The organism is Nitrobacter vulgaris (assembly GCF_031453995.1).
GTDB classification, from domain to species: Bacteria; Pseudomonadota; Alphaproteobacteria; order Rhizobiales; family Xanthobacteraceae; genus Nitrobacter; species Nitrobacter vulgaris.
This window is the reverse complement of record NZ_JAVDPZ010000004.1, coordinates 45,226-68,551: the sequence shown is the minus strand read 5'-3', so window position 1 is coordinate 68,551 and position 23,326 is coordinate 45,226. Positions and strand designations below refer to the sequence as shown.

19 protein-coding genes are annotated in these 23,326 nt (G+C 61.9%); 8 read left to right on the top strand and 11 right to left on the bottom strand.

All coding sequences use genetic code 11. From position 1 onward, the window contains the following. The first annotated feature begins 77 nt into the window (after positions 1 to 77). From GGQ85_RS20800 to GGQ85_RS03455, 5 genes are all read left to right on the top strand, one after another. Entirely contained in the window at positions 78 to 254 is a 177-nt protein-coding gene (locus tag GGQ85_RS20800) for a ribbon-helix-helix protein, CopG family (RefSeq protein WP_374708840.1), read from the top strand. Next, positions 244 to 2,583 carry a phage tail tape measure protein gene (locus GGQ85_RS03470; RefSeq protein WP_309773372.1) on the top strand — a complete coding sequence of 780 codons (2,340 nt, stop codon included), beginning with the start codon at positions 244 to 246 and terminating at the stop codon, positions 2,581 to 2,583. The genes GGQ85_RS20800 and GGQ85_RS03470 overlap by 11 nt, the downstream gene beginning before the upstream one ends. 217 nt (positions 2,584 to 2,800) lie before the next feature. Continuing rightward, complete coding sequence (locus GGQ85_RS03465) at positions 2,801 to 2,986, top strand: hypothetical protein (RefSeq protein WP_309773371.1); 186 nt, start codon at positions 2,801 to 2,803, stop codon at positions 2,984 to 2,986. A 189-nt stretch (positions 2,987 to 3,175) separates the two neighbouring features. Then, complete coding sequence (locus GGQ85_RS03460) at positions 3,176 to 3,427, top strand: hypothetical protein (RefSeq protein ID WP_309773370.1); 252 nt, start codon at positions 3,176 to 3,178, stop codon at positions 3,425 to 3,427. A 209-nt stretch (positions 3,428 to 3,636) separates the two neighbouring features. After that, the gene (locus GGQ85_RS03455) at positions 3,637 to 4,173 is read left to right on the top strand and encodes a hypothetical protein (RefSeq protein WP_309773369.1); all 537 of its coding nucleotides are present in this window, start codon (positions 3,637 to 3,639) and stop codon (positions 4,171 to 4,173) included. A gap of 186 nt (positions 4,174 to 4,359) precedes the next feature. Here the strand turns inward: GGQ85_RS03455 and trxA are convergent, their stop codons facing one another. From trxA to GGQ85_RS03420, 7 genes are all read right to left on the bottom strand, one after another. Beyond that, positions 4,360 to 4,680, bottom strand: coding sequence for a thioredoxin (gene trxA, locus GGQ85_RS03450; protein ID WP_011313390.1), 321 nt, complete (start codon positions 4,678 to 4,680; stop codon positions 4,360 to 4,362). 97 nt (positions 4,681 to 4,777) lie between these two features. Continuing rightward, entirely contained in the window at positions 4,778 to 8,287 is a 3,510-nt protein-coding gene (gene addA, locus GGQ85_RS03445) for a double-strand break repair helicase AddA (protein WP_309773368.1), read from the bottom strand. Beyond that, complete coding sequence (gene addB / locus GGQ85_RS03440; protein ID WP_309773367.1) at positions 8,281 to 11,433, bottom strand: double-strand break repair protein AddB; 3,153 nt, start codon at positions 11,431 to 11,433, stop codon at positions 8,281 to 8,283. Before addB ends, addA begins: the two co-directional genes overlap by 7 nt. 75 nt (positions 11,434 to 11,508) lie before the next feature. Beyond that, positions 11,509 to 12,231, bottom strand: coding sequence for a nucleotidyltransferase family protein (locus tag GGQ85_RS03435; RefSeq protein ID WP_309773366.1), 723 nt, complete (start codon positions 12,229 to 12,231; stop codon positions 11,509 to 11,511). 288 nt (positions 12,232 to 12,519) lie between these two features. Then, the gene (locus GGQ85_RS03430) at positions 12,520 to 12,840 is read right to left on the bottom strand and encodes a PilZ domain-containing protein (RefSeq protein ID WP_079445103.1); all 321 of its coding nucleotides are present in this window, start codon (positions 12,838 to 12,840) and stop codon (positions 12,520 to 12,522) included. Positions 12,841 to 12,945: 105 nt separating this feature from the next. After that, complete coding sequence (gene tsaE / locus GGQ85_RS03425) at positions 12,946 to 14,469, bottom strand: tRNA (adenosine(37)-N6)-threonylcarbamoyltransferase complex ATPase subunit type 1 TsaE (protein ID WP_309773365.1); 1,524 nt, start codon at positions 14,467 to 14,469, stop codon at positions 12,946 to 12,948. Next, positions 14,466 to 16,982: a PAS domain-containing sensor histidine kinase gene (locus tag GGQ85_RS03420; RefSeq protein WP_079445101.1), complete on the bottom strand. Its 2,517-nt coding sequence runs from the start codon at positions 16,980 to 16,982 to the stop codon at positions 14,466 to 14,468. The genes tsaE and GGQ85_RS03420 overlap by 4 nt, the downstream gene beginning before the upstream one ends. A 369-nt stretch (positions 16,983 to 17,351) precedes the next feature. On the opposite strand from GGQ85_RS03420, the gene GGQ85_RS03415 reads away from it, so the two are divergent. Then, a complete protein-coding gene (locus tag GGQ85_RS03415; protein WP_309773364.1) occupies positions 17,352 to 17,597 on the top strand; it encodes a hypothetical protein in 246 nt (81 codons plus the stop codon). Between the two features lie 18 nt (positions 17,598 to 17,615). Here the strand turns inward: GGQ85_RS03415 and dut are convergent, their stop codons facing one another. From dut to ubiE, 4 genes are all read right to left on the bottom strand, one after another. Continuing rightward, complete coding sequence (gene dut / locus GGQ85_RS03410; RefSeq protein WP_309773363.1) at positions 17,616 to 18,074, bottom strand: dUTP diphosphatase; 459 nt, start codon at positions 18,072 to 18,074, stop codon at positions 17,616 to 17,618. Continuing rightward, entirely contained in the window at positions 18,071 to 19,507 is a 1,437-nt protein-coding gene (coaBC, locus tag GGQ85_RS03405) for a bifunctional phosphopantothenoylcysteine decarboxylase/phosphopantothenate--cysteine ligase CoaBC (protein WP_309773362.1), read from the bottom strand. Before coaBC ends, dut begins: the two co-directional genes overlap by 4 nt. A 65-nt stretch (positions 19,508 to 19,572) precedes the next feature. Then, positions 19,573 to 21,141, bottom strand: coding sequence for a 2-polyprenylphenol 6-hydroxylase (ubiB, locus tag GGQ85_RS03400; protein ID WP_079445098.1), 1,569 nt, complete (start codon positions 21,139 to 21,141; stop codon positions 19,573 to 19,575). Further along, on the bottom strand, positions 21,138 to 21,896 hold the full coding sequence (gene ubiE / locus GGQ85_RS03395) for a bifunctional demethylmenaquinone methyltransferase/2-methoxy-6-polyprenyl-1,4-benzoquinol methylase UbiE (protein WP_309773468.1): 759 nt from the start codon (positions 21,894 to 21,896) through the stop codon (positions 21,138 to 21,140). The genes ubiB and ubiE overlap by 4 nt, the downstream gene beginning before the upstream one ends. A 122-nt stretch (positions 21,897 to 22,018) precedes the next feature. Between ubiE and GGQ85_RS03390 the strand changes: the two genes are divergently transcribed. Together GGQ85_RS03390 and mutM are read left to right on the top strand one after the other, a co-directional pair. Further along, entirely contained in the window at positions 22,019 to 22,399 is a 381-nt protein-coding gene (locus tag GGQ85_RS03390; protein WP_079445097.1) for a glyoxalase superfamily protein, read from the top strand. A 33-nt stretch (positions 22,400 to 22,432) separates the two neighbouring features. Beyond that, the gene (mutM, locus tag GGQ85_RS03385; protein WP_309773361.1) at positions 22,433 to 23,314 is read left to right on the top strand and encodes a bifunctional DNA-formamidopyrimidine glycosylase/DNA-(apurinic or apyrimidinic site) lyase; all 882 of its coding nucleotides are present in this window, start codon (positions 22,433 to 22,435) and stop codon (positions 23,312 to 23,314) included. Positions 23,315 to 23,326: the final 12 nt, after the last annotated feature.

The following is a 23,326-nucleotide window of genomic DNA, read 5'->3' as shown; positions in this document are numbered from 1 at the left end:
TAGCACGAGTCGTCTCGCTGCTTTGGTTTGAGAATTCGTTGGCTGACATTGGCGGACATTCGGCGCATCGTCGAATTATGACACACGATCGAAAAAGACGCGTCTGCGATAAAAAGGTGACCGTCCGACTTCCGGCGATGATGCTGCGACGAGTCGACTCGCTTGCTTTGTATTCCGTGTCCCCGCGTGCGACGGCTATTCGTCGTTTGCTCGCGCGTGGCCTTGAAGTTGAGGAGGCGACTCATGGCGAGTAAATCGTTCAGCGTCCGTATCTCGTTAGACGGCGGCGCGGACATTCGAAAGCAGCTAGAAGGAATCGGGGCGGCCGGAAGGAAAGCCTTCTCCGATCTTGAGGACGCATCGCGCGGCAACTCGTTCCTGCAACGGTTTGGGGTAACCGTAACGGAAGTCGTCGGCAAAATCGGCGCGCTGCAAGAGACGTTTCGCACCGTAGGCGGGGCGGCCGTTGGATTCGGCTCTAAGGTCGGCGGTGCGGTTGACCGGCTCGCCGCGCTCGGTGGGCTGTCGATTGGCGGGGCTGTAGCGGGCTTTATCTCTCTGACTAAGGCTGCGGGGGACGCGGGCGAGCAGTTGAAGAACACCGCCGACACAATAGGCATTACAGCGCAGCAACTCAAAAATTTGAAAGACGCTGTTGAGCTTTCCGGCATTGACGGCGGGCAGTTTGAGCGCGGCTTGCTGAAACTCAGTTCCGGAATGGCGGAAGCGGGGAAAAGCGCGATTACGTACGACCGGAATTTGCGCGATCTTCGCCAGCAATACAATGACGGCGAGATATCGTCGGACGCATATTGGAAAGCGGTAAAGAAGCTTAAGCAGGCGAACGAGGACTCTTTAGACCCGTTCACCCGCTTAGGAATCGTCGTGAAGAACGCAGACGGCTCGCTGCGGAATACCCATGACGTGCTGTTGGATATTTCAGATGTGTTCAAGGGTATGCCTGACGGCGCGAACAAGGCCGGGCTCGCGGCCGAACTGTTCGGGTCGAAAAATTCGCGAATGGCTACCTTTGTCGGGCAAGGATCGCGGGCCATCGTGGAGATGGAAAAAGAAATGCAGCGGCTTGCACCATCGCTCGATGACGCGAGCGGTGCAGCCCTCGACAAAGCCGCCGACTCTTTCGGTCAACTTCACAAAACGCTTGGGAGTGTGAGGAATTCAATACTTGCGACGTTCGCGCCGCAAGTAACGAAGCTTGTTATGGGCTTCGTTGAGGCTATCGTGCGCGGTCGTACTGACTTGACGTTGTACGCTTCGACGATCGCGGACAAAGTTAAGCCGATCGTGGAGGATTTGGTTGCGCTGCTTGAAGGTCGTGACTCTGATGTTCAGAATCAATCAATCATCAAAGCGAAAGCATCGATGATTGATTTTGCCGCAGCGACGAAAAACGCGATAGTTGGAATCATAATTCCCGCGTTTAACGCCTTCTTGACGACACTGGATATCACGGTGAAGGCGATTAACGCCGTGTTCGGGACAGACTTGACGGCCGGGCAGATCGCAATTGTTGGTGTGATCTTGAGGCTTACCGGGCTATTCGGAGTACTGACTTCCGGCGCGCAACTCGCATACGTCGCAGTTGCCGCGCTTATCACGACTTTCGGCGGAATTCCGGTTGCGATTGCCGCAGCCGGATTCGCCGTGGGCTTTCTTCTGACGAAACTGGTTACCGATTGGGACGGCACGACGAAGAAGATCGGGGAGCTATGGCAGGCGTTGTGGAGCTTGCTCCCGCAAGGTGCGCAAGACGCGCTGTCGGCTGTCGCGGCTCCGTTTATCGCGTTCGGTACGGTCGTAGCCCGGATCGTTGCTGGCGTCGCTATGGCGTTCGAGTCCCTCTTCAATGGCGAGTTTGTTGCCAATTTGGGAACGATCTTCAGCGCGTTGTGGGAGATGATCAAGAGCGGGGCGGCGGATGCTTGGGAGTCGGTGAAAAGCACAGCGCTTGGTGCGTGGGATGCGATCAAGCAAGGCGTGACCGATGCAGCCGATTGGATCGTGCAGAAGTTCAATAGCGCCGTGGATACGGTGAAGGGCTATTTTAGCGGGCTCGTGGACATTATTAGCGGCGTCCTAGCGAAGGCAAGGAGCGCGGCGGATACCATTGCGTCGGCTGTCGGCGGCGGCGGCGGGGATAAGACGCCGGGCTTCGCTGGCGGTGGTCACATTCGCGGGGCGGGTACCGGAACGAGCGATTCCATTATCGCGCGCGTATCCAACGGCGAGTACATCTTCACAGCGAAAGCGGTGAAGCGGTTAGGGTTGCCTATCCTTAACGCGTTGAATTACGGCTTTCGCGATATTGGAAGCGTGTTTAGAGGGTTCAACGTCGGCGGCTTGGTGGATGCGCTAACCCCGTCCGTCCCTCGGTTTGCGAGCGGCGGCCTTGTGTCCGTTCCTGCCACGAGCGGCGGCGACTTACGCCCGGCGAACATCCATCTGCGAGATGGGTCATTCCCGGTCATGGCACAACAGAGCGTAATAGACAGCCTCACGCGCTACGCCACGGGCAAAGAGGCCCGTAGCGCGGGGCGCAAGCCGACTTGGTATCGGAGTTGAAGTTATGAATGACGCGGTGACCTATGGCTATCTAACAGTTGACGGCCAGCTAGGGCCTTTGTGTCTGGGAATATTGCGACGAGCGCTTACGATTGGCGGTATGGCTTTCGCTGCGGAAGCGAAGCGCGACGACGCGGCTCTTGAACAAGCTTGCGCTAGGGCGCACGTCGTTTTTGTTTTGTGGCCGGATGAGCAATCGGCGTGTGGGTTCTCATTCATGCCTGCGAAGCGTTCTCCGGGCGAAGAGACGCCGGATAAAATCGACGTTGTTGCGGAAGTCATACCTTGCGAGACGCGGGAAGCCGCGTTCGCGCTTCAACGTCGATTTGGCGACGCCGCCTTGATTGAGGAATTCAAGGTATGCGCGATGGGGAATAATATCGTTCCGTTTCCGCGCCGCTAACTGAGCGTGCACTCTACGTATTTTCGATTTTGAGTTACCTATTTTCGATTTTAGGTTTTTATTCTTAGAATCGATTCGCGATACGTAAAATCGATTTTACGTATTATTTTCAGTGGCTTGACTCTCTGTATCCTTTATGTCTAGCTCTCTTTCGGACGGGAGCACTAGACATTTAAGGATTATATACCCATGCATAAAGAGCTTTATCGGACTAAGCATTTCACATGCGCCGTTGCAGTTGAAAAAGACGGCTCAATGGACGTTCTTTTTACGAACCGCCGCTTGCGAGCTATGCGGTATTTGCCCAGTGGCGACGGCGGCTCGGATGTTTTGAAGCTTCTCGCCGCCGTCGCCAATACGCCCAATCTTCTGGACACCGCCTTATGCCTTGGGTACTGGCGCGCTTTCGAGCCCGGTGCTTCAGCCGCTGAGGCCGCGTGAGTCGCCTCATTCAATGGTTATTGCGACAATGGCATGGGACGCCGATTCCGCGTGATCCCGTGCCGCCGCAGCCATGCGCGGATGAGGGTTTTGAAACGCTGGCGAGTCTGATCGATTCGGACACGCCTGCGAACTTCGACGAGATCGCGCGGCGGCTTCAGCGCTGAAACATGTTGCGCGGGCGCGCAAGGTAGGTGAGTCGGAACGGTATGCTTAGCGACAAACCAACAGTATTTAATTTCGACGTAGACAGCGGCCGTATAATGCGGGCGATGTATACGGAAGATGATATCGGCGCGGTAATACGAATTCACTTCGAAATCGATAGGGCTCTTGACCATATCGTTAGAACGATGGTGCCTTCCTCTAATACAATGAAGCTTCCATATACGAGCAGTAAGGTCGATTTTCTTTTAGCGTTGGGCTTGCCCAATTTGCGGATCACGCCTGTTTTGATAATCAACAGCATCCGCAACAAATTCGCTCACAGGGAAAAAGAAGCGATCGTTTTGAGCGATACTGTTGATTTACTGAGAGCTATCGAGACGATGTATGATCGCAAGATACCCGAGAGCTTTCAGGTAATACACCAAAAGAAAGATGGAAGCCGCTGCGAATGGCGCTTCGGGGAAATGAGCCCAAAAGAAAAATTCTGTTTTCTCGGGTCGCTAGCTCTGGCTGGTGTTGCGATGATTGAAAGTGACTTTGAGAAAGTGTCGTTCAAATCGTTGATGCGCCGACCATAGGGCGGCGTAGCCGATTCGATCTCTACGCCGGGCGTCGCGGAAGCCCTTCAAGAGCCCGCTGCGTAACCTCTAGGACTATTGGGGTATTTGTTGGGGTACCAGATTCTACTATGAGCTATTTCAGATACTTAGATGATAAAACGGCCAGCGCTGAGCCGGCCGTTTGCGGGATTGGGTGCGGAAAGATCAGACCGTGGCGGTGATCCATTGCTCAAGTTTTTGCTTCGGTGCGGCGCCGACCTGACGCGAGGCCAGCTCGCCGTCCTTGAAAATCATCAGGGTGGGAATCGACATCACGCCGTATTTCGAGGCCGTCCTCGGGCTCTCGTCGACGTTCAGCTTCACGATCTTGACCTTGCTGCCCATCGCGCTGGAGATTTCGTCCAGAACCGGGCCGATCATGCGGCAAGGGCCGCACCACTCCGCCCAGAAATCCACCACGACCGGGCCAGTCGCCTTGAGCACTTCCGCTTCGAAATTGGCGTCCGAAACCTTGCCAACAGCCATGGAATACCTCGTTGTGTCGATGAGATCGTGCGCTACGAACGAATGCACGTGAAACTGCGATCAAGGTAAGAAGGCGATCTTCCCGGGTCAAGGTTTCTCACACGGAGATGATTGCTTCCAACCCGGCATCGAGCACTGTGGCTGAAATCTCCATCATTTCAAGCGCCTCGGTCCAGAGCAGCGCCGCCTTGACAGGCAGTTCCGGGTACAGGCTTGCAAGCACCGCGCGATAAAGCGCGAGCTGGCGGATATAGGCCGGCGGTACGCCGGCAACGTTCGGGGGGGGTGCGTGGCCGGTCTTGTAGTCGACGACCAAAATTCCGCCGGGAGTTACCACGAGCCGGTCGATCTGACCGGATACCAGCACGGGATCGCCCCGCCGCGTCGTCAACCTTCCGGCAATCGCGACCTCGGCCCGACTGCCCGCCGCGAACACGGGCGCAAACCTCGCATCATCGAGCACCGCCATGACCTGCGCCGCCAGCGCGTCGCGCTCGGCCCCGCTCCAGTCGTTCGCGTTGCGCGCGAGATAGGACAGTGCCGTGTCTCGGCGGCGATCGCGCGGCAAGTCCGGCAGGGATTGCAGGAGGCGATGCACCAGCGTGCCCCGCAGTCGCGCCCGGTGGTGCTGATCCGGGAAGGCGCTGGCCGGCAAGCGAAGATGTATGGCCTCGTCAGTATCCGAGGGCTGTAGCGGTCGGCTCGCTGGCGGTTCCGGCGTGGCCATGCGGTGCAGCCAGGGCGGCGGCAACGTAATCTCGGCGACGGCGGCGGTTGGAGCTGCCGGACCTGCGGCATCCGATACGGCTTCTCCTGGCCGGGCGAAACGCTTGACCTTGCCGGCCGCGGTTTCGAACTCGTGCATCGCAAGGCCGGAATTGCCCAGACCCGTCTCGATCAAGTCGTACCAGGAGAACTTTCGGACATCTTTGCGGTTTCCTGGTTTGCAGCCGCCGATGATCAGGCGGTCCGCCGCGCGCGTCATCGCGACGTAAAGCAGACGGCGATATTCGTGCTCGGTTTCCGTGGTCATGGCCGCGCGGGCTTGCGCCACGCAAGGCGGATCCTCTGCCTTCTTGCCGGCCCAGATCGTCACGCCGGCAACGCCGGCGGGAGCATTGCCGCGCGCCATACGAATCAGGCTGAGACGCTCGGTGTCGGCTGGCGATGTCGAAGTGTCGGCGAGAAACACCACCGAGGCTTCGAGTCCTTTCGCGCCATGCACGGTCATCACGCGCACTTCGTCGCGCGAAATTTCCATGTCGCGCTTCACCTGGGTATCCGCAGCGCGCAACCACGCCATGAAGCCTTGCAGCGACGCGGGGGCCTTGCGCTCATAGGTCAGCGCCAGTTCAAGAAACTCATCGAGCGCATCATTGGCTTCATGGCCGAGCCGGCGCAGGATGCGCCGTCGTCCGCCATCGATCTCTCCTTGGCCGCCCAGGAGCCACGCGAAAAACGCGAACGGCGTCTCGCGTGTGGCGCGACTTTCGCACCGCTTGAGGCGCTCGAGTGCGTCACGGAGTCTATCGTTCGTTGGCGCATGCTCGGCGAGTGCGTCGCGCAGCGAGCCTTTGCGCTGCCATGCCAGCGTGAATAGGTCGTCGTCGTCGAGGCCGAACAGCGGGCTTTTCAGCGCTACTGCAAGCGCCAGATCGTCCCGCGGCAGCAGCAGTGCATCCGCAAGATTCATCAGGTCGATGATCGCGATGTGCTCGGTCAGCTTGAGGCGGTCGGCGCCGGCCACGGGAATGCCGGACTGCTTCAGCGCCTGGATGACGGCGTCAAAGGTGTTACCGCGTCGCCGCACCAGCACCAGGATATCGCCATAGCCGAGCGGACGACGATTGCCCAGATGCCCGGTCATGGTGCCTTGCGTGATCAGCGTCTTGATCTCGGCCCGGATGCGCCGTGCAAGTTTGACCTCGGGGCTGGTTGCGGTAACCTGATCGAACGGCGCGCGCCAGCCCTCGATCTCCTCGCGCTGGTCGCGCTCCTCCAGATTCCAGAGATCGGCGATGCCGGGTGCGGCGTCCGCCAGCGATTCATGCACGGGATGTGCGCCGACCGCATGGATGCTGGAATAGATATTCGGATCGCGGAACACATGGTCGACCGACTCGAGGATCGTTTTTCCGGATCGGAATGAGTAGATGAAATCTTCCTTGCGAAACGGAAGCTCGGCAGCGCGGAATTTCTGCTCCAGCTTGCGCCGCCGCTCGTCGAATTCGCGCGGGGCCGCGCCCTGGAACGAGAAAATCGACTGTTTCTCGTCGCCGACCGCGAACACGGTTCGCTTGACGCCTTCGCGCGCGCCTTCACCGGTGGTGAACTCGGCGATGATGCGCTCGACAATGTCCCATTGCTTTGGACTCGTATCTTGCGCCTCGTCGATCAGCACGTGATCCACGCCGCGATCGAGCTTGTAGTGGACCCATCCCGGCGATGTCTGCTCCAGCATCCGAAGAGTCTTGTCGATCAGGTCGTCGTAATCAAGAAGGCCGCGCTCGTGCTTCTCGCGCTGGTAGTTGGAGGCGACTGCGGTCGCGATGACCAGCAGGGATTGCGTGCGGTCGCGGATGTTGATGGCGCGTCGGCGTTCGAGCAGCGCGATCACACGGGTGCACTCGCGATCGAGCATTTCAGCGATGTCGGGCCGGACATCGCTGATCTTCTTTGTAACGAAGGATTTGCGCCGGCTGCCATCCCCGGTCAGGAAGACGTCGAGATAGCGATCGGCTTGCGCGGCATTTCCCACCATGACGTGCGCCTCGCAAAGGCGGTTAGACTGGTCGATGTCGGATTTATTGCCTGTCTTCAGAATCGCGGCGAGCGATTTCCATTCCGACCTCGGCAGGTTCGGCCCGTCGACGATCTCGCGCTCGACATCCTCGACGCGCTCGGCTGGATCGACACCGAGCGCATCGGCAACATCCCGGATCGTCTGCTCGATGCCACGGTCTTCGGTCCGGACCATGACGTGATCGCGGCTGAGACAGGCTTGGTTGACGACGTCCCGCAGTGTCGAGTCAGCGGCCGCGCTCATGGCGTATCGCAACGCTCGCCCGGCCGGACTGTCAGGATTTTGCGAAGCGTCAAGCATGATACGGATGCTCGCGCGCTCCATTATCTCGGTCTGGTCGCGTTCGTCGAGCACGGTGAAGCGCGCCGGCACCTGCGCCTCGAACGGAAACTGCTGCAACAGCCGCGTGCACAGCGCGTGAATGGTCTGCACCTTCAGCCCGCCCGGCGTTTCCAGCGCGGATGCAAACAGTTTGCGCGCCCGTTCTCGCCATTTCACGTCAGGCTGCGCGATACCGACGCCGCGCAGCGCTGCGTCCAGCGCCTCATCGTCGAGCGTGACCCAGTGACCCAGCGTTGAAAACACCCGCTCCGCCATGTTCGCGGCGGCGGCCTTGGTGAAGGTGATGCAGAGGATGCGCGCCGGGGGAACGTCGTTGAGCAACAGGCGGATCACGCGCTGCACCAGCACGTGAGTCTTGCCCGATCCGGCATTGGCGGACACGAACACCGAGGTTGCCGGATCGGACGCACGCTGCTGGCGCGCGCTGGCGTCGGGATGAACGGAGCGGGATGCCTTCACCATTCCTCTAACCCCAGCCCGCCCGCAGCCGACCATTCCTTGACCCGTGCGAGATCGTCATAGGCACCGTAGCGTGTTTTCCACATCGGCAGGTCGAGCGATACATAGCCCTGTTGCTCGTCGTCGAAAGCGCGGATCAGCGCCGTGAGTTCTTCAAGAGCGCGATCGGCGGCCTCATCCGGTGATTGTTTGTCGGTCTTGCTGTTGTTGAGATCGACCTGACGTGGCTCGCCGGGTGGGTTGTTGCCGCTAAGCCGGACATACATCAGCTCGCTGACCGATGCGCCGGGGGGAATGCCCGCGAAACCGCCCTTGCGCAGGATCGCGGATTCCAGCGTAAGCTGTGGCGACAAGCCGAGCCGCACCTGCTTATTGCTCGGCGGGCTGCCGGTCTTGTAGTCGAGAACGGCAAAGCGGCCGTCGATGAGATGCTCGATGCGGTCGGCACGCGCCGACAGAATAAAGTTGCGATCACCGTTGATCGGGATCTCGATCTTGCCGCTAACCTCGGCGTCAATCTTCACGAGTTGCGTTCGTCGCGACGCTTCCCATTCCGCGAACCACGCCGCGATGCGCTGGAAGCGTGGCCACCACAGCGCGCGCGCCTCTGGCCGCTGCATGAGCGGCGCGAAACGGCTTTCGCCGATGGCGCGCAACACGTCCTGCGGATCGTCGGGCAGGTTTGCCGGATGCAGCTTTGTGAAATCGCCGAGCGCGTCATGAATCGCCGAGCCGCGGTCCGCCGCCGACAGTGGCATGTCAATGGCATCGAGCGGCAAGAGCTTCAGAACGTATTTGGCATAGATGGTGTAGGGATCGCGCAGCCAGTCCTCGATCGCAGTCACGGACAAGTGCGTCGGCCGCGCCACACGCGGCGGCTTTGGTTCGGGTTTCGCGACCGGCGTGACCTCGTCGGGCCGATCGAGCGCTTCCGCATATTGAATGTATCGCGCTCCCGCCTGTTTCGCAGCCGTCCAGCGTGCTGTGCCGGCGACGGCTTCGAGCCGATGCAGGAAACGGGATGCAACCGCCGGCGCGCCCCCGGCTTTGGCGGCGTGGCTGAGGATGACATCCTCGGCACCGAGAAGCTGAGTGAAATCGTGCGCGGAAAGTCCGATGCGCCGTTCCGGAAGATCGAGCCCGAGCTCGTGTCGCATCGGCCGGCTGAGCCAGGGATCGGTCGGCGGCGCGGGCGGCCAGACGCCCTCATTGAGCCCGCCGAGAATGACGCGGTCGCATTGGGTGAGACGCGCTTCGAGCGGGCCGTAGATACGCAGGCTTGCCGTCGCGGTCTGCGGCCGGCGCACGACGCGGTCGCCGAACGCGGCCTCGAACGCTTCCGGATAATCAGCGATCTTGACCGTCAAACCGCTGCGGTCGCCTGCCTCGCGCAAATCGCCGAACGCCTCGGCGAGCGCACGGCCATGCTGGCCGTCGAATGCGACGGCAACGCCTTGATCGTCATGCGACATTGCTTCGACTACCTGGCGATGCTGCGAGGCGAGAATGGTGAAGTCCGCCGACCTTGATGCGCCATCGCTTTCGAGCGGCGTGAGTGCGTCCTGCAAGGCCGTGATCAGGGCGCGGGCTTCGTCAAGATGATGTGGCTTCAGCGCGGCGCGGGGCTCGCTGCGATGCAGAGAAGAATTCTCGCCGCGATCGAGCTTGTCGCGTTCGCCGCAGAATTGCGCAAACTCATCCGCGAGTCCCTTGCTGCCCGGCGGCGGCCGGGTGCCGCGCAGGATCGCAAGCTCCAGTGTTGTGATTGCGCGCGCCCATCCTCCAGTGGAGCGACCGAGCCGGCACAGCGGATGCTTCAGCAGGGCCAGCAGGGTCGGCGGCTCCAGGCCGTTGCACGCCGTCTCGGCGACCAACCGTGCGAATATTCCCGCAGATGTGTCCATCAGCGGGTCACCGCCCGAATCGTCAAAGGCGAGATTCCAGCGGCCGAGCGCCGCCATCACCCGGCGCGCCAACGCTCGGTCGAACGTCACAAGCGCCGCGGTCCTGTTCAGGTCGCGAGCCTCGCGCATGGCAACAGCGATGCTGAGCGCTTCCATTTCCGGATTGGCGGCGGTGATTACTGCGAGGCTTTGCAGTCCGGCCGCGATCTTCTCGGCGACCTCGGGCTCGGCAAGCCGGGTGTGCCATTGCGCGGTCGCCTCCGCCGGCCGCATTGCCTCGGACGCCAGCATCTCGCGCCCGTATGGCGCAGGGGAGCCAAGCGCTCTCACGTCGCGTCGCGCGATGCCGAACCGCGTGAGCAGACCGTGCAGCGCGAACTGTGGATGACCGGCGGCGGGCGGCGTGATGAATGCGCCGCTTTTATCCTTGCGGCCGCCAATCAGTTGCCATGCGTCTTCGTCGAGGTCGGTATCCAGTCCCGGCAGCACCACCGCGCCTTGCGGCAGAGTTGCAATGATATGCAGCAGTTTTGCAGTCGATGGCATCGAACCGGTGGAGCCGGCCGCGATCACGGGTCCCGCATGATGGGTGAGGAGACGCGCGGCCTCGGCTTCGATCAGGCGATCGCGCCGCGCCACCGGTTCGATCCGCTCCTTTTCCTGAAGATGATCCGGCCAATAGTTTCGCGCGATCTTCAGGAAATCGAGCGTGAGCTGCCAATAGCGGTCGAGCGCCTCGGGCACGAGCCCGTCAAGCGCGCGCCAGTCCACGCCGCGCGTCGCCATGTCATCCATCAGTCGCGCGAGATCCTCGGCAAGCGTCAGCGTCGAGGCCGGGCCGCCGAGAACCAGCGGCGCTTGCGCCGGCTCACCCGGTTTCAGCCGATCCGCCCATGCATTGATAAGCTGCGCGAGCGCGAGGCGGCGCGCGAGCCCGTCGAGCGCCGGCGGCAATTCGAGCGACTCCGGCGACAGCGAGACTGCCTGCGCGAAAGCCAGTTCGTCCTCGTCGATGCCGCCGAGCGCGACGATGCGCGGCAGGATCACGGCGTCGAGATCCAGTACGTCGAGGAAGATATCGCGCGCCATGCGGCCGGCGCGGCGGGTCGGCAGGTAGAGCGTGGCCTCGGCAAGTCGTTCGGGCTGCGTGCGCGGACGGAATCCCTCGATCAGTTCGCCGTCGACCAGTGCGGTGATGACGGTACGTAGAAACGGTACTGACGCGGGGACGTTGTGGACGCGCATGAGGGATCCTGATTCGAGATCAGGCATATCATGACATGAGCGGGAGAGGAGCGGCGACCGGTTGAAAGGCAGGCGTCAGATGACGCCCGCGAGGACCGCTTTCTCGGCCTCCTGGACGGCATCGGGTGTTCCGACATGCATCCAGAGGCCGTCGAGCTGCAGCCCGAGCAGCCGGTCCCGCTCGCCGGCCTGGTCGAATATCGTCGTCAGCGAAAACTCTCCTGTCGGCGCGCCGGCGAACAGCGTGGGCGACATGATGGCGGCGCCGGCATAAACGAACGGCACGACCTGGTTCTCTTTCCGTCTGCGAAGCGCTCCATTGGGCAGCATGGCGTAATCGCCGCTGCCACTGTAGCCGATGCTGCTCGCGGTCGGCGCCATTAGCAGCAGAATGTCCATGCGCGCGGGATCGAAGGCCTCGGTCAGCCGCATCAGATTGGAACGCGCGCCGTCGGTCCACATCGTATCGGCGTTGAGATGGAAGAACGGCGCCTCGCCGAGCAGCGGCAGGGCCTTGACCACGGCGCCGCCGGTGCCCAGCACCTCATTGCGCTCATCGGAGATAATGATCCGCGGCCTGATGCGGAGCGCGACATGATCGATGATCTGATCGGGAAGATAGCGCACGTTAACGACCGCTTCTTCGACGCTGGTCTCCGCCAACTTGTCCAGTACGTGATCGAGCAGCGGCTTGCCGGCCACCGGCACCATGGGTTTTGGCATCCGCTCGGTCAGCGGCCGCATGCGCAGGCCGAGGCCCGCGGCGAGTACCATGGCTTTGGTAGGAGTAACTGGCATGTCTTAGCTCACGCACATCGTCGATTCAGCGAACTATAGCGGTTTCGAGCGAAGTGGATACCCCGGTTCGCGTGAAGAAAACGCGTCAGACCAGAATCATAAAACCACGCTTCTGATTCCATCAGAAGCGTAAAGGCCCTGTATCACGCCGCGTTACGAATCGCACTGATAACTCCGGCGATACACACCCGAGATGATGACGCGCCCATGATAGCGGAGGGGCTGCAGGATTGAATGGTGGGATCCGGGCGGAAACCGCACCGCGCTTGTTCTTCATTCGCTCCAGGATCAGGTGTCCGCCGTGGCGCTGTTTTGCCGGCTTGTCTTTTTCTTTTTGTCGCTCTGCTTCAGGAAATTGACGCCAACCTGGTCGCCATTGACCCAGGCCAGTTCGCAGCGGCGATAGGCGAGGCCCGTGGATGACAGCAGCAGAAAAAACTCCTTAAGATGCAGGCCTTCGATGGAGCCTTCGATAGTCAGCTTGGCGCCGATTTCCGATACGTCCTCGATGGTGCAGTCGCGGCGCCAGGTGCCGTCGATGCCCATCATGCGCGCGCTGTAACCGCGCTCGAAGGTGACGCGCTCGCCTTTGCGCCGTTCTACACCCATGATGTGCTCCCTCTTGGAAGGACGACTGTGCCGCGATCCGCAGGATAGATCCCGGGCTCCGAAGCTACGGCGCTACTTCTAAAAAAAGGCGTAAAATAAAACGGTTCAACCCGCCGGAGGCGGAACGTGATTCTGATACCACTCTTGGGCCGCTGATAACGCCGGGTGAGCCAGCGAGCGCGTGAGATAGGTCCAGATCCGGGGTTGATGTCGCAGATAGTGCGGTTTGCCATCGCGCCGATTGAGTCGCGCGAACGTGCCGAGCAGCCGGGTGTTGCGTTGTGCCGACATGATGGCATACAGCTCGGCGAAACCGGCGGGATCGAACCGCGCGTCCGATTCCAGCCGCGCCTTCACGTAGCGGGTAAGCAACGCGAGTTCGATCGATTCGGGAACGTCCACCCGTGCATCCTGCAAAAGCGAGACCAGATCGTAGGCGGCGGGACCGAGCACGGTGTCCTGAAAGTCGATGATGCCGACCTTTCGGATATCTCGCTGTTGCTCCAACCAGATTAAATTGGGCGAGTGGAAATCACGCAACACCCAGGTTCTGGACGCAGCACTCGGTTTCGCCAGCAATGCGCGCCAGATTGTCATGAACTCCGCGCGCAGGTCTTCGCTCGGTTCAATGCCGCGGTCGATCAGATACCAGTCCAGCATCAGGCCGACCTCGACCAGCATCGCTTCGGTATCGAACACCGGAATGGTGTAGGCGATGTCCGCCGCCACCGGAAGCGTGTCGGGCAGTGTCTGACAATGCAGCGCGGCCAGCAGATCGGTAGCCGTTTGATAACGCTCGACGATCGGCGTCGGCGGCGTGCCTTCGACAAAGCTGGCGCTGCCGAAATCTTCGGTAATCAGGAATCCCGACTCCAGATCGGCATGATGGATCACCGGCGCGGAGAAGCCGTGGTCGCGCAGGCCGCGGGCGATCGCGACGAAGGGCTTGATGTCTTCGGCAAGATGCACCGCCGCGCTGTAGGATTTGCCGTCGTGGATCGCCGGTCCATCGGGTCGCCGTGGCGCGTTCATCAGGATGAAACTGCCATCGCTGCAGATTATCCGGGCGTATGAGCGCGTCGAAGCGTCTCCGGGCATGCGGCGCCGTTCCGCGTCCAAGCACCCGGCATCGTCGAGGAATCGGCGCAGCGCGGCAAGCCGCGAAACCTGAGAGGCGGCCTTGCCATACCCGGTGATTTCGGCGGCGCGCGCGGCTGATCCGAGTGCCGGACTGTGGCTGATGGCGATGTCGATCCGATCAGCAGGCAGGCCGCCGGCTGCGCGGTCCGGCCATTCGATCAGGACCAGCGTGTCTTCGGGCAGCGGCGCGAGGCCAATCTCCTCAAGTTCATCGGGGCCACTGAGGCGATAGAGGTCGGCGTGGAGCAGCGGACAGGGCGGCAGATCATAATGTTGCGCCAGGGTGAAGGTCGGGCTCGGTACCTCGATCGTGTCATCGCTCGCGAGATACCGGATCATGGCGCGCGCGGCGGAGGTCTTGCCTGCGCCGAGATCGCCGGACAGGGTGATGACGTCCCCGGGACCGATCAGGAGCGCCAGGTCGGCCATGAGATGCGCGGTCGCAGTCTCGTTGAGGAGCGCGGTCGCGAATCTCGACGGTCCACTCATTCGGCGGCGTTTCGGTGGGCGGTTTGGTCAAGTGGAAAATCACACACGACCCGGGTGCCGCTCTTGGTGGTGGAATCGAAATGCACGCGCCCGCCATGGAGTTCCACGAAGGAACGCACCAGCGAAAGGCCCAGGCCGGGGCCGCGATGGCGCGATCCGTTCGCGTGGCTTTCGAACCAGTCGAACACCTTGTCCTTGACGTCGGGCGAAATGCCGGGACCTTCGTCCATCACGGCAAATCTCACGTTGTGCTCGGCGCGCCGGGCGCTCACCGTGATGACGGCGTCCGGCGGCGAGAAATTGGCGGCATTGGCAAGCAGGTTATAGAGAACCTGAACGATGCGGCGCTCGTCGCCGATGAAGTTGCCGATGTCCGGATCGACATCGACATTCAGCACGATTCGATCGCGGGTCAGCCGGTCCTGAATGCCTTCCGCTGCCGCCGCGATGGTCTTGCGGACATCGACCGGCCCGAGCTCAAGCGTCATGGCGCCGGCGTCGATGGTGGCGAGGTCGAGGATGTTGTTGGTCAGCGCCAGCAGCGCGTCTGTCGACGAGGTGATGTAGTTGACATACTCGGCCTGCTTTTCGGTGAGCGGCCCCGTGCCGGGATCATTCATCAGATGCGCGAAACCGATGATGGTCGTCAGGGGCGAGCGAAGTTCGTACGAGACGTGATGGACGAAATCGATTTTCATCTGATCGGCGGTCTCGAGCGCATCGTTGCGCTCGCGCAGCGCGCGTTCCACGTTCTCGCTATCTGTGATGTCATGGAAGGTCAGCATGGTGGCGCCGTCGGGAAGCGGCATGGTCATGCAGTCCAGGATGCTACCGTCCTTGCGCTCGAGCTTGAGCGGCACTGAGGTGCGATTGTCGATGCCGGTGACCGCCCTGCGGATCGTCTGCCAGGCGTCATTGTCGTCGAACAACGGTTTGCACCACGCCTCGACCGTATCGATATGCGGCTGCTGCGAAAGCGCCTCGGGCGAAAGCTTCCACATCCGCGCAAAGGCCGGATTGAAAAGTTGCGCGCGTCCGTTACTGCCGAAAACCGCGACTGCTTCGGTCAGGCTGTCGAGGGTCTCGCGCTGCACGGTGATGAGCCGGTCATATCGCCGAGCCAGATTCAGGCTTTCCGTGACATCGTCAAACAGGTAGGTGACACCGCCTTCCGGATTCGGCGTGGTGACGATGCTGAGTGCGCGCCCGTCCGGCAGATACCATACGTCCTTGACGGCCTCGTTGGCGCGATAGGCTTCATGCAGGCGTGCTTTCCATGCGCGGAAGTCCGGCTGTTCCGGCAATCGGCGCGCCGCGCGCAGGCGATCGAGCACGCTGGAGTCGTCGGGATGCCCATCGAGAAAGGGGCGGTCGAGATCCCACAGCCGGCGGTAAGAGTCGTTGTAGAAAGCGAGCCGCCGCTGCCCGTCGAACACGGCGACGCCCGATGACAATTGGTCGAGGGTTCGGCGATGTGCGTCCGCCATCCGCGTCAGCGCCTGCCTTAGCTCCGTAGCCTCGCTGACGTCGAGCGCGATGCTGGCGCTCCCGCCGGTGGTCCGCAGTGCGTGGATGTCGTGCATCCGCCGCTCGCCGCCGATAACGATCGGCAGCCGCGCGGTAAAAGTGGCATGATCGTTCAGCGCCCGCGCCATCGCGATACGGTCCTCGCTGTCGAGCAGTTCGAGATTGCGCTGGATTGCGTCGGTTGCGTGGGCGGCTTCGGTGGCGCGCGCATAGGCCGCGTTGGCGAAGGAGATATTGCCGTCTTCGCCTCTCGCCCAGAGAGGCCATGGCGCTGCGGCTGCGAAGGCCCGCAGCATCTCTGTTTCTGCCAGGAGACTGTTATGACGCAGTGTCATCTCGGCGAGGTCGCGCCGCAAACCGCCAAGATCCCGGATACGCACGATGGCCTGGCCGCCGATGGCGCGGCCCATCGCTTCTACGGTGCGTCCGGCCGACGTGACCAGATTGAGCAGAAAGCCTTCTCCGGCATTGCGCAGCGCATCGACCGCGTGATCCATCTGCAACGCCGGCTCAGGCAGCAGCCAGGTTCCGAACGCCAAAACCCGCAAGGGCTGTTTTGGCTCCTGCGGTAACAGCAGCGCGGTATCGCCGCTGACCTGGGGACGGTCCTCGCCCGCGCCCCACGAAATCAAAATCTGCGGTTCCACGAATAGAAGGGCGCGAAAGCGGTCGGCCTCCGATTGAAGGTCGCGGATTTCGGCGCGCAGCCGCTGTTCGTTCGCGGCGGCGCGGATGCGCGTGCGCATCAGCAGGATAGCGGCGACCACCGAGAAACTCAGCACGCCGAGCGCCATCGCCAGCGCAGTCAAATCCTGCCGACTGAGATTCATGAAAGTCTGGAGCAGCCGTTCGGCCAGCGCTGGTTCGGCTGCCCAAGCGGGCGATATGTCAATGAGGCTGACCGCGCCGGCACCGGCGATGCCGCCCGGCACCAGCGAGGTGCACGACAGTAAGGTCCGACGCATCACGCCGATTACGCCTGACATCTTTGCCCCAAAACCGCACGACGATGTTCGACCGGCAAACCGTTCGCCGTTCACGAATCGACCACCATTATGCTTAAGCGGACTCGGGGGGTAAGAGTCCAGACCGTGAACGGGAATCCGGCAATGGAAAAATGCGCGGCCGCGACATTTTCGAAACGATTTTCTTAAAGACGGGTGGCAGGGGCTAAAGCGGGATGAGGTTTGATTGAATCGTCATGTCCGGTTTTATGCCGGGTATGACGTCTCGAAGTATGAATCCCACCAAAGACATGGCTGGCCGTCATCCTGGCGCCCGGTTCCTCCCCGACAGTGGCCGAAACTGAGTCGCGTCGCCGCGCGCTTGTCCCGCGCGCAAGAGGAGGAGCCGTCATGTTGCGATTAGCAATCGCGTTTGTGTTGGCACTGGTCGTGACCGCGGCCAACGCGCAAGATACCAAGTCTGGACAATCGCACACGCCGACCGTTGGCAGCGCGGATGGGACACGGCCGTTCCTATTTGATGGACGAATGCCGGGTGATGGCGTCCGGCGGGGAACGCTCGCCGACGATCATCACCCCAACGCCGGCACCATTGTGGTGCCGCCAAAAGCAAACGAGCCCGCGCCCGAACGATGAGTCCGCGCATCCGTGAAGCTAGCGTCCGGTCGAACCAAATCCACCGCTGCCGCGGGTCGTTGCCGACAACGACACCGCGCGCGCGAGTTCAATCCGCGTCACCGGTGCCACGACCATCTGCGCGATGCGCTCGCCGCGGCGGATGGTGAATGATGCCGTTCCGAGGTTAACGAGGAGGACGTTGATCTCGCCCCGATAATCGGCGTCCACGGTGCCGGGCGAATTCAGCACGGTAACCCCGTGCTTGGCAGCGAGGCCGGAGCGCGGCCGAACCTGCGCCTCGAATCCGTCGGGCAATGCGATAATCAGCCCGGTCGGAACCATCGCATGCTGTCCGGCGACGAGAACCAGCGGCGCCTGTTCGGGAATTGCGGCGACGAGATCAAGACCGGCCGCCTGGCTGCTTTGGTAGCAAGGCAGCGGAAGACCCTCGGCATGAGGCAATTGCACGACGTCAACCTTGATCGGGCCGCTCACTTCGACGAATCCGTCATGGTTGAGACAATGCGTTCGATCAGCATTGCGGCCACCTCTTCCTTGGTCATGACGGCGAAGGACTCGGTCTTGATCTCGCCGCCTTCGCCGCGCGTCAACAGATGCACCGTGTTCCGGTCGCCGCCCATCACGCCGGTTCCGGGAGAGACATCGTTGGCGACGATCCAGTCGCAGCCTTTGCGTGCGAATTTTGCCTTGGCATTCTCGATGAGATGTTCGGTTTCGGCGGCGAAGCCGATCACGAGGGGCGGGCGTTTGTCGCGCAGGTTTGAGATGGTTGCGAGGATGTCCGGGTTCTCTGTCAGTTGCAGCGGCGAAACCCCGGCCGCGGTCTTCTTCAATTTCTGCGCGCCTTCGTGCGCGACGCGCCAGTCGGCAACCGCAGCCGAGAAAATCGCGATGTCGGTGGGCAGCGCGGCTTCCACAGCCGCCAGCATCTCCCGCGCGGATTCGACATGCTCCACGGTGACGCCGGCGGGGTCATCGAGGTCGACCGGACCGGAAATCAGCGCCACCTCGGCTCCGGCCGCCTGCGCCGCCGCTGCAATGGCAAAGCCTTGCTTACCCGAGGAGCGGTTGGCGATGTAGCGCACGGGATCGATCGGCTCAAAGGTCGGTCCGGCGGTGATCAGGACTCGGCGGCCCTTCAATGGTTGCGCCTGCGGAGGCCTGAGAATCCGCTCGGCGGCGGTCGCGATCGTCACAGGCTCGGCCATGCGGCCGACGCCGGCCTCACCCGCTTCCGCCATCTCGCCGGCGTCAGGACCGATCATGGCGACGCCATCGCGCGCGAGCTGCGCCACGTTGCGACATGTCGCCGGGTTGTTCCACATCAGCGGGTTCATCGCCGGTGCCAGCAAAATCGGCTTGTCGGCGGCGAGCAAAATGGCACTCGCGAGATCGTCAGCGTGGCCGTGTGCCATCTTTGCCATCAGGTCGGCTGTTGCAGGCGCTACCACGATGAGGTCACAGTCCCGCGCGAGCCGGATATGGCCCGCGTCGAATTCGCTGCCTTGATCGAACAGGTCGGTATAGCAACGCTCATCTGAAAGCGTTCCGGCGCTCAGGGGCGTGACGAATTGCTGCGCAGCATTTGTCATGATGCACCGCACAATAAAACCGCGCTCCTTCAATCGTCGGATCAGATCGAGCGCCTTATAAGCGGCGATCCCGCCGCCAATGATCAGTGTTATTCTAAGTAAAGCATTGCTATTGTGTCGTAAATTATGCCAGCGTGGGATTGTTGCGTTGCGGGATACGTTGCTGACGGTGGTGACCGCCGGCGCAGCGGGAGTTGCAGCCTCGCGCAGGATAACGCGGACCTCGTCCTCGACCGAACGGCCGTTGCGGGCGGCCCGCATCCGCAGCTCGGCCTTGATGGCGTCGTCGAGCTTGCGGATGGTCAGGCTGGCCATGATAGTCCTGCGATACGTATGATAGCATTGATATCAGTCGATTGGTATCACTGCAATCAACTCAATCAATGTGCGGTCCAGAGCAGGCCCATAAGCGCCGCGGCGATGACCCAGAGCGCCAGAATATTCCAGCGCTGACTGCGTTCTTCAGCCCGCTTGATCTCCGCAATGGTGTCAGGCCCCAATGTCAGCCCTTCGCGCGCCATCGCCTCGAACTGCTCGATGAGAGAGACCGTTCGCGAGGCGATCGCCGGCAACCCACCGAGCAGGCGGCCAAGCTCGCCGGCGCCGGCAATCGCGCCCTGCATCCGTCCGATCGGGCCGAGATTCTCCGTAATCCATTCGCGGACGACCGGATCGGCCACCGTCCAGATATCCAATTTAGGGTCGAAGCTGCGCGCCACCCCTTCGACCACCACCATGGTCTTCTGCAACAGGATCAGTTCGGGGCGCGTCTGCATGTCGAACAGGCCGGTGACCTCAAGCAGCAGCGTCAGCAGCTTGGCCATCGAGATTTCCTCGGCGGTGCGATTGTGGATCGGCTCGCCGATGGCGCGGATCGCTTGCGCGAAATTTTCCACCGAGTGATGGCCCGGCACGTATCCGGCCTCGAAGTGCACCTCGGCGACGCGGCGGTAGTCACGCGTGATAAAGCCGAGCAGAATTTCGGCAAGGAAACGCCGCTCTTTCAATCCCAGCCGTCCCATGATGCCGAAGTCGACCGCGACCAGCCGGCCCGAATCGTCGAGAAACAGGTTGCCCGGATGCATGTCGGCGTGAAAGAAGCCGTCGCGCAGCGCATGGCGCAGAAAACTCTGGATCACCTTGCGGCCGAGCTCGGGCAGATCGGCTTTCGCTTGCGCAAGACGCGCATGATCGTTCAGCGCGATGCCGTCGATCCACTCCATCGTCAGCACGTTGTGAGTGGTGCGATCCCAGTCCACAGTAGGAACGCGAAAGTCCCGATCGTCGCGGGTGTTCTCCGCCATCTCCGACAGTGCGGCCGCCTCCAGCCGCAGGTCCATTTCCATCGCTACCGATCGAGACATGGTGTTGATGATTTCGATGAGGCGCAGGCGCCGCGCTTCGGCCGAATGCGCTTCGGCCTTGTTGGCGACGAAAAAAAAGTCTGAAAGGTCGCGTCGAAAGCGTGCGCCGACATTCGGCCTTAACACCTTGACCGCAACCTGCTTTCGGACGCCGTTCTTCTCGACCTCGCCGCGATGGACCTGTGCGATCGAGGCTGCCGCCACCGGCGGTCCGAAACTTGCGAAAACCTGTGTCACGGGTCTTTCCAAAGACGCCGCGACCACCGCTTCAGCTTCCGCTTGTGAAAACGGCGGCAAGCGGTCCTGCAGGCTTTCCAGATCGCGAGCCATGGCGATGCCGATGACATCGGGGCGCGTGGCCAGGAATTGTCCAAGCTTGAGATAGGCCGGCCCGAGTCGCGTTAGCGCGCGCGTCAGCCGCGAGCCGGATTTCGCGCCGCGGCGCTCGACGAGGCGGGCCATGCGCAGCGCGAGCTGTCCGGGCGGCGGCACCAGCGAGGGATCGACGACGCCGAACACGCCTTCGCGCGCGAACACGAACGCGGCGCGTGCCAGCCGCGCGACGTGGGATAATGCGGAGATCACAAACGCCAGCCCGAGTGTAGTGCGACGATGCCGCCGGAGAGCGCCTGCCAGGTCACGCGGGCGAAGCCGGCATCACGGATCATGTCGGCAAAGGCGCTCGGCTTCGGAAATTTGCGGATTGATTCGACCAGATACTGATAGGAGTCGGCGTCGCCTGTGACGGTGCGGCCGAGCGGCGGGATCACCTTGAAAGAGAACAGATCGTAGATTTTGTCGAGTCCCGGCACATCGACCGTCGAGAATTCGAGACAGAGAAGCCGGCCGCCTGGCTTTAGCACCCGACACGCTTCGCGCAGCGCGGCGTCGATGCGCGGCACGTTGCGGATGCCGAAAGCGATGGTATAGGCGTCAAAACTGCGATCCGCGAACGCCAATGCCTCGGCGTTACCTTCGACGAACGACACCTGATGATCGAGATGTGTCTTGATGGCGCGCTCGCGGCCGACCGCGAGCATATCCGGATTGATGTCGCAGACGGTGGTCTGAAATCCGTGGCCCGCGGCTTTCGCGGCCCGAAAGGCAATGTCCCCGGTGCCGCCTGCGACATCGAGCAGCGAAAACGGCGCATCGCTGCGCGGCGGGTTCAGCGCCGTGATCATCACATCCTTCCAGACGCGGTGCAGTCCGCCGGACATCAGATCGTTCATCAGGTCGTAACGCTGCGCCACGCTGTGGAAGACGTCGTTCACCAGCGTCTGCTTGTCCACCAGGGGGACGTCCCTGAAGCCGAAATGCGTTTGGTCCTCTCGATCCATGCCCATTTTCTCCATGACCGAACCATAGCCTGCCATGCTGCGCTGCGCTACAAGCCAGGTCGATCTGGGGATGGATCGCCATCGGAGAGTGGTTAACCGGCGACATCAAGAGGGAAGCGTCCATGTCTCCAAAGTTTGCCAGCGTGACCCCCACCCTCCGGATGTTCGATGTCCGCAAGGCGCGGGAGTTCTACCTCGATTTTCTCGGCTTCAAGGTCGATTTCGAACATCGGTTCGAGCCGGATCTGCCGCTCTACATGGGGATATCGCTGGGCTCGGCGGTGCTGCATCTCAGCGAACACCACGGAGGCTGCTCGCCCGGCGCACGGATCATCATCGAGACGACGGGGCTTGCGGATTATCAGGCTGGGCTGCTTGCCAAGCGTTACGGCTATGCCCGGCCGGGATTGGAACGCCAGCCCTGGGGCGCTACCACCATGACGGTGACTGATCCGTTCTATAACTGCCTGGTCTTCAGCGAAGAAAACGAGACCCCGGCTTAGAACGCCGGAGAATCCCACGAAACGAGCGCAGCGGTGCCTGAACTTCCCGAGGTCGAAACCGTACGCCGCGGCTTACAGCCAGCGATGGAGGGAGCGACCATCGTCCGCGCCGAGACCCGGCGCAAGGACTTGCGGTTTCCGTTCCAGACCGATTTCGTCGCCCGTCTGGAGGGCCAGGTCGTGACCGGGCTGGGGCGGCGGGCAAAGTACCTGCTGGCGGACCTCGCATCCGGCGACGTGCTGCTGATGCATCTCGGCATGTCCGGATCCTTTCGCGTGATCGATGCGGCCGGAGCCGCGGCTCCGGGCGATTTTCACCATCGGCGCAACGAGGGTCGCGTCCACGATCATGTGTGTTTTACGATGTCTTCCGGCGTCGAGATCGTGTTCAACGATCCGCGCCGTTTCGGGTACATGAAGGTTGTCGCGCGCGAAGCGCTCGACGACGAGCCGCTACTGAGACGACTCGGCCCGGAGCCGCTTGGGAATGAATTTGACGCGGCGATGCTGGCGCGGTCGTGCCGCGACAAGAAGACCAGCCTGAAGGCCGCGCTGCTCGATCAGCGCGTGGTCGCGGGGCTCGGCAACATCTATGTGTGTGAGGCGCTGTTTCGCGCGCGGCTTTCGCCGCGCCGTCTCGCCGCAACGCTTGCCCTGAAAACGGGTGCGCCGTCTGAGCGCGCCGAACGACTGGTCGCTGCCATTCACGACGTGCTCAATCAGGCGATCAAGGCGGGAGGTTCTTCGCTTCGCGATCATCGTCAGACCACAGGAGAACTCGGTTACTTCCAGCATTCGTTTCGGGTCTACGATCGCGAGGGCGACAAGTGCCGGACGCCGACATGCAAGTGCACGGTGAGGCGCTTCACCCAGAACGGACGCTCGACATTCTGGTGTCCGGGTTGCCAGACGTAACCCGGTTCAGCC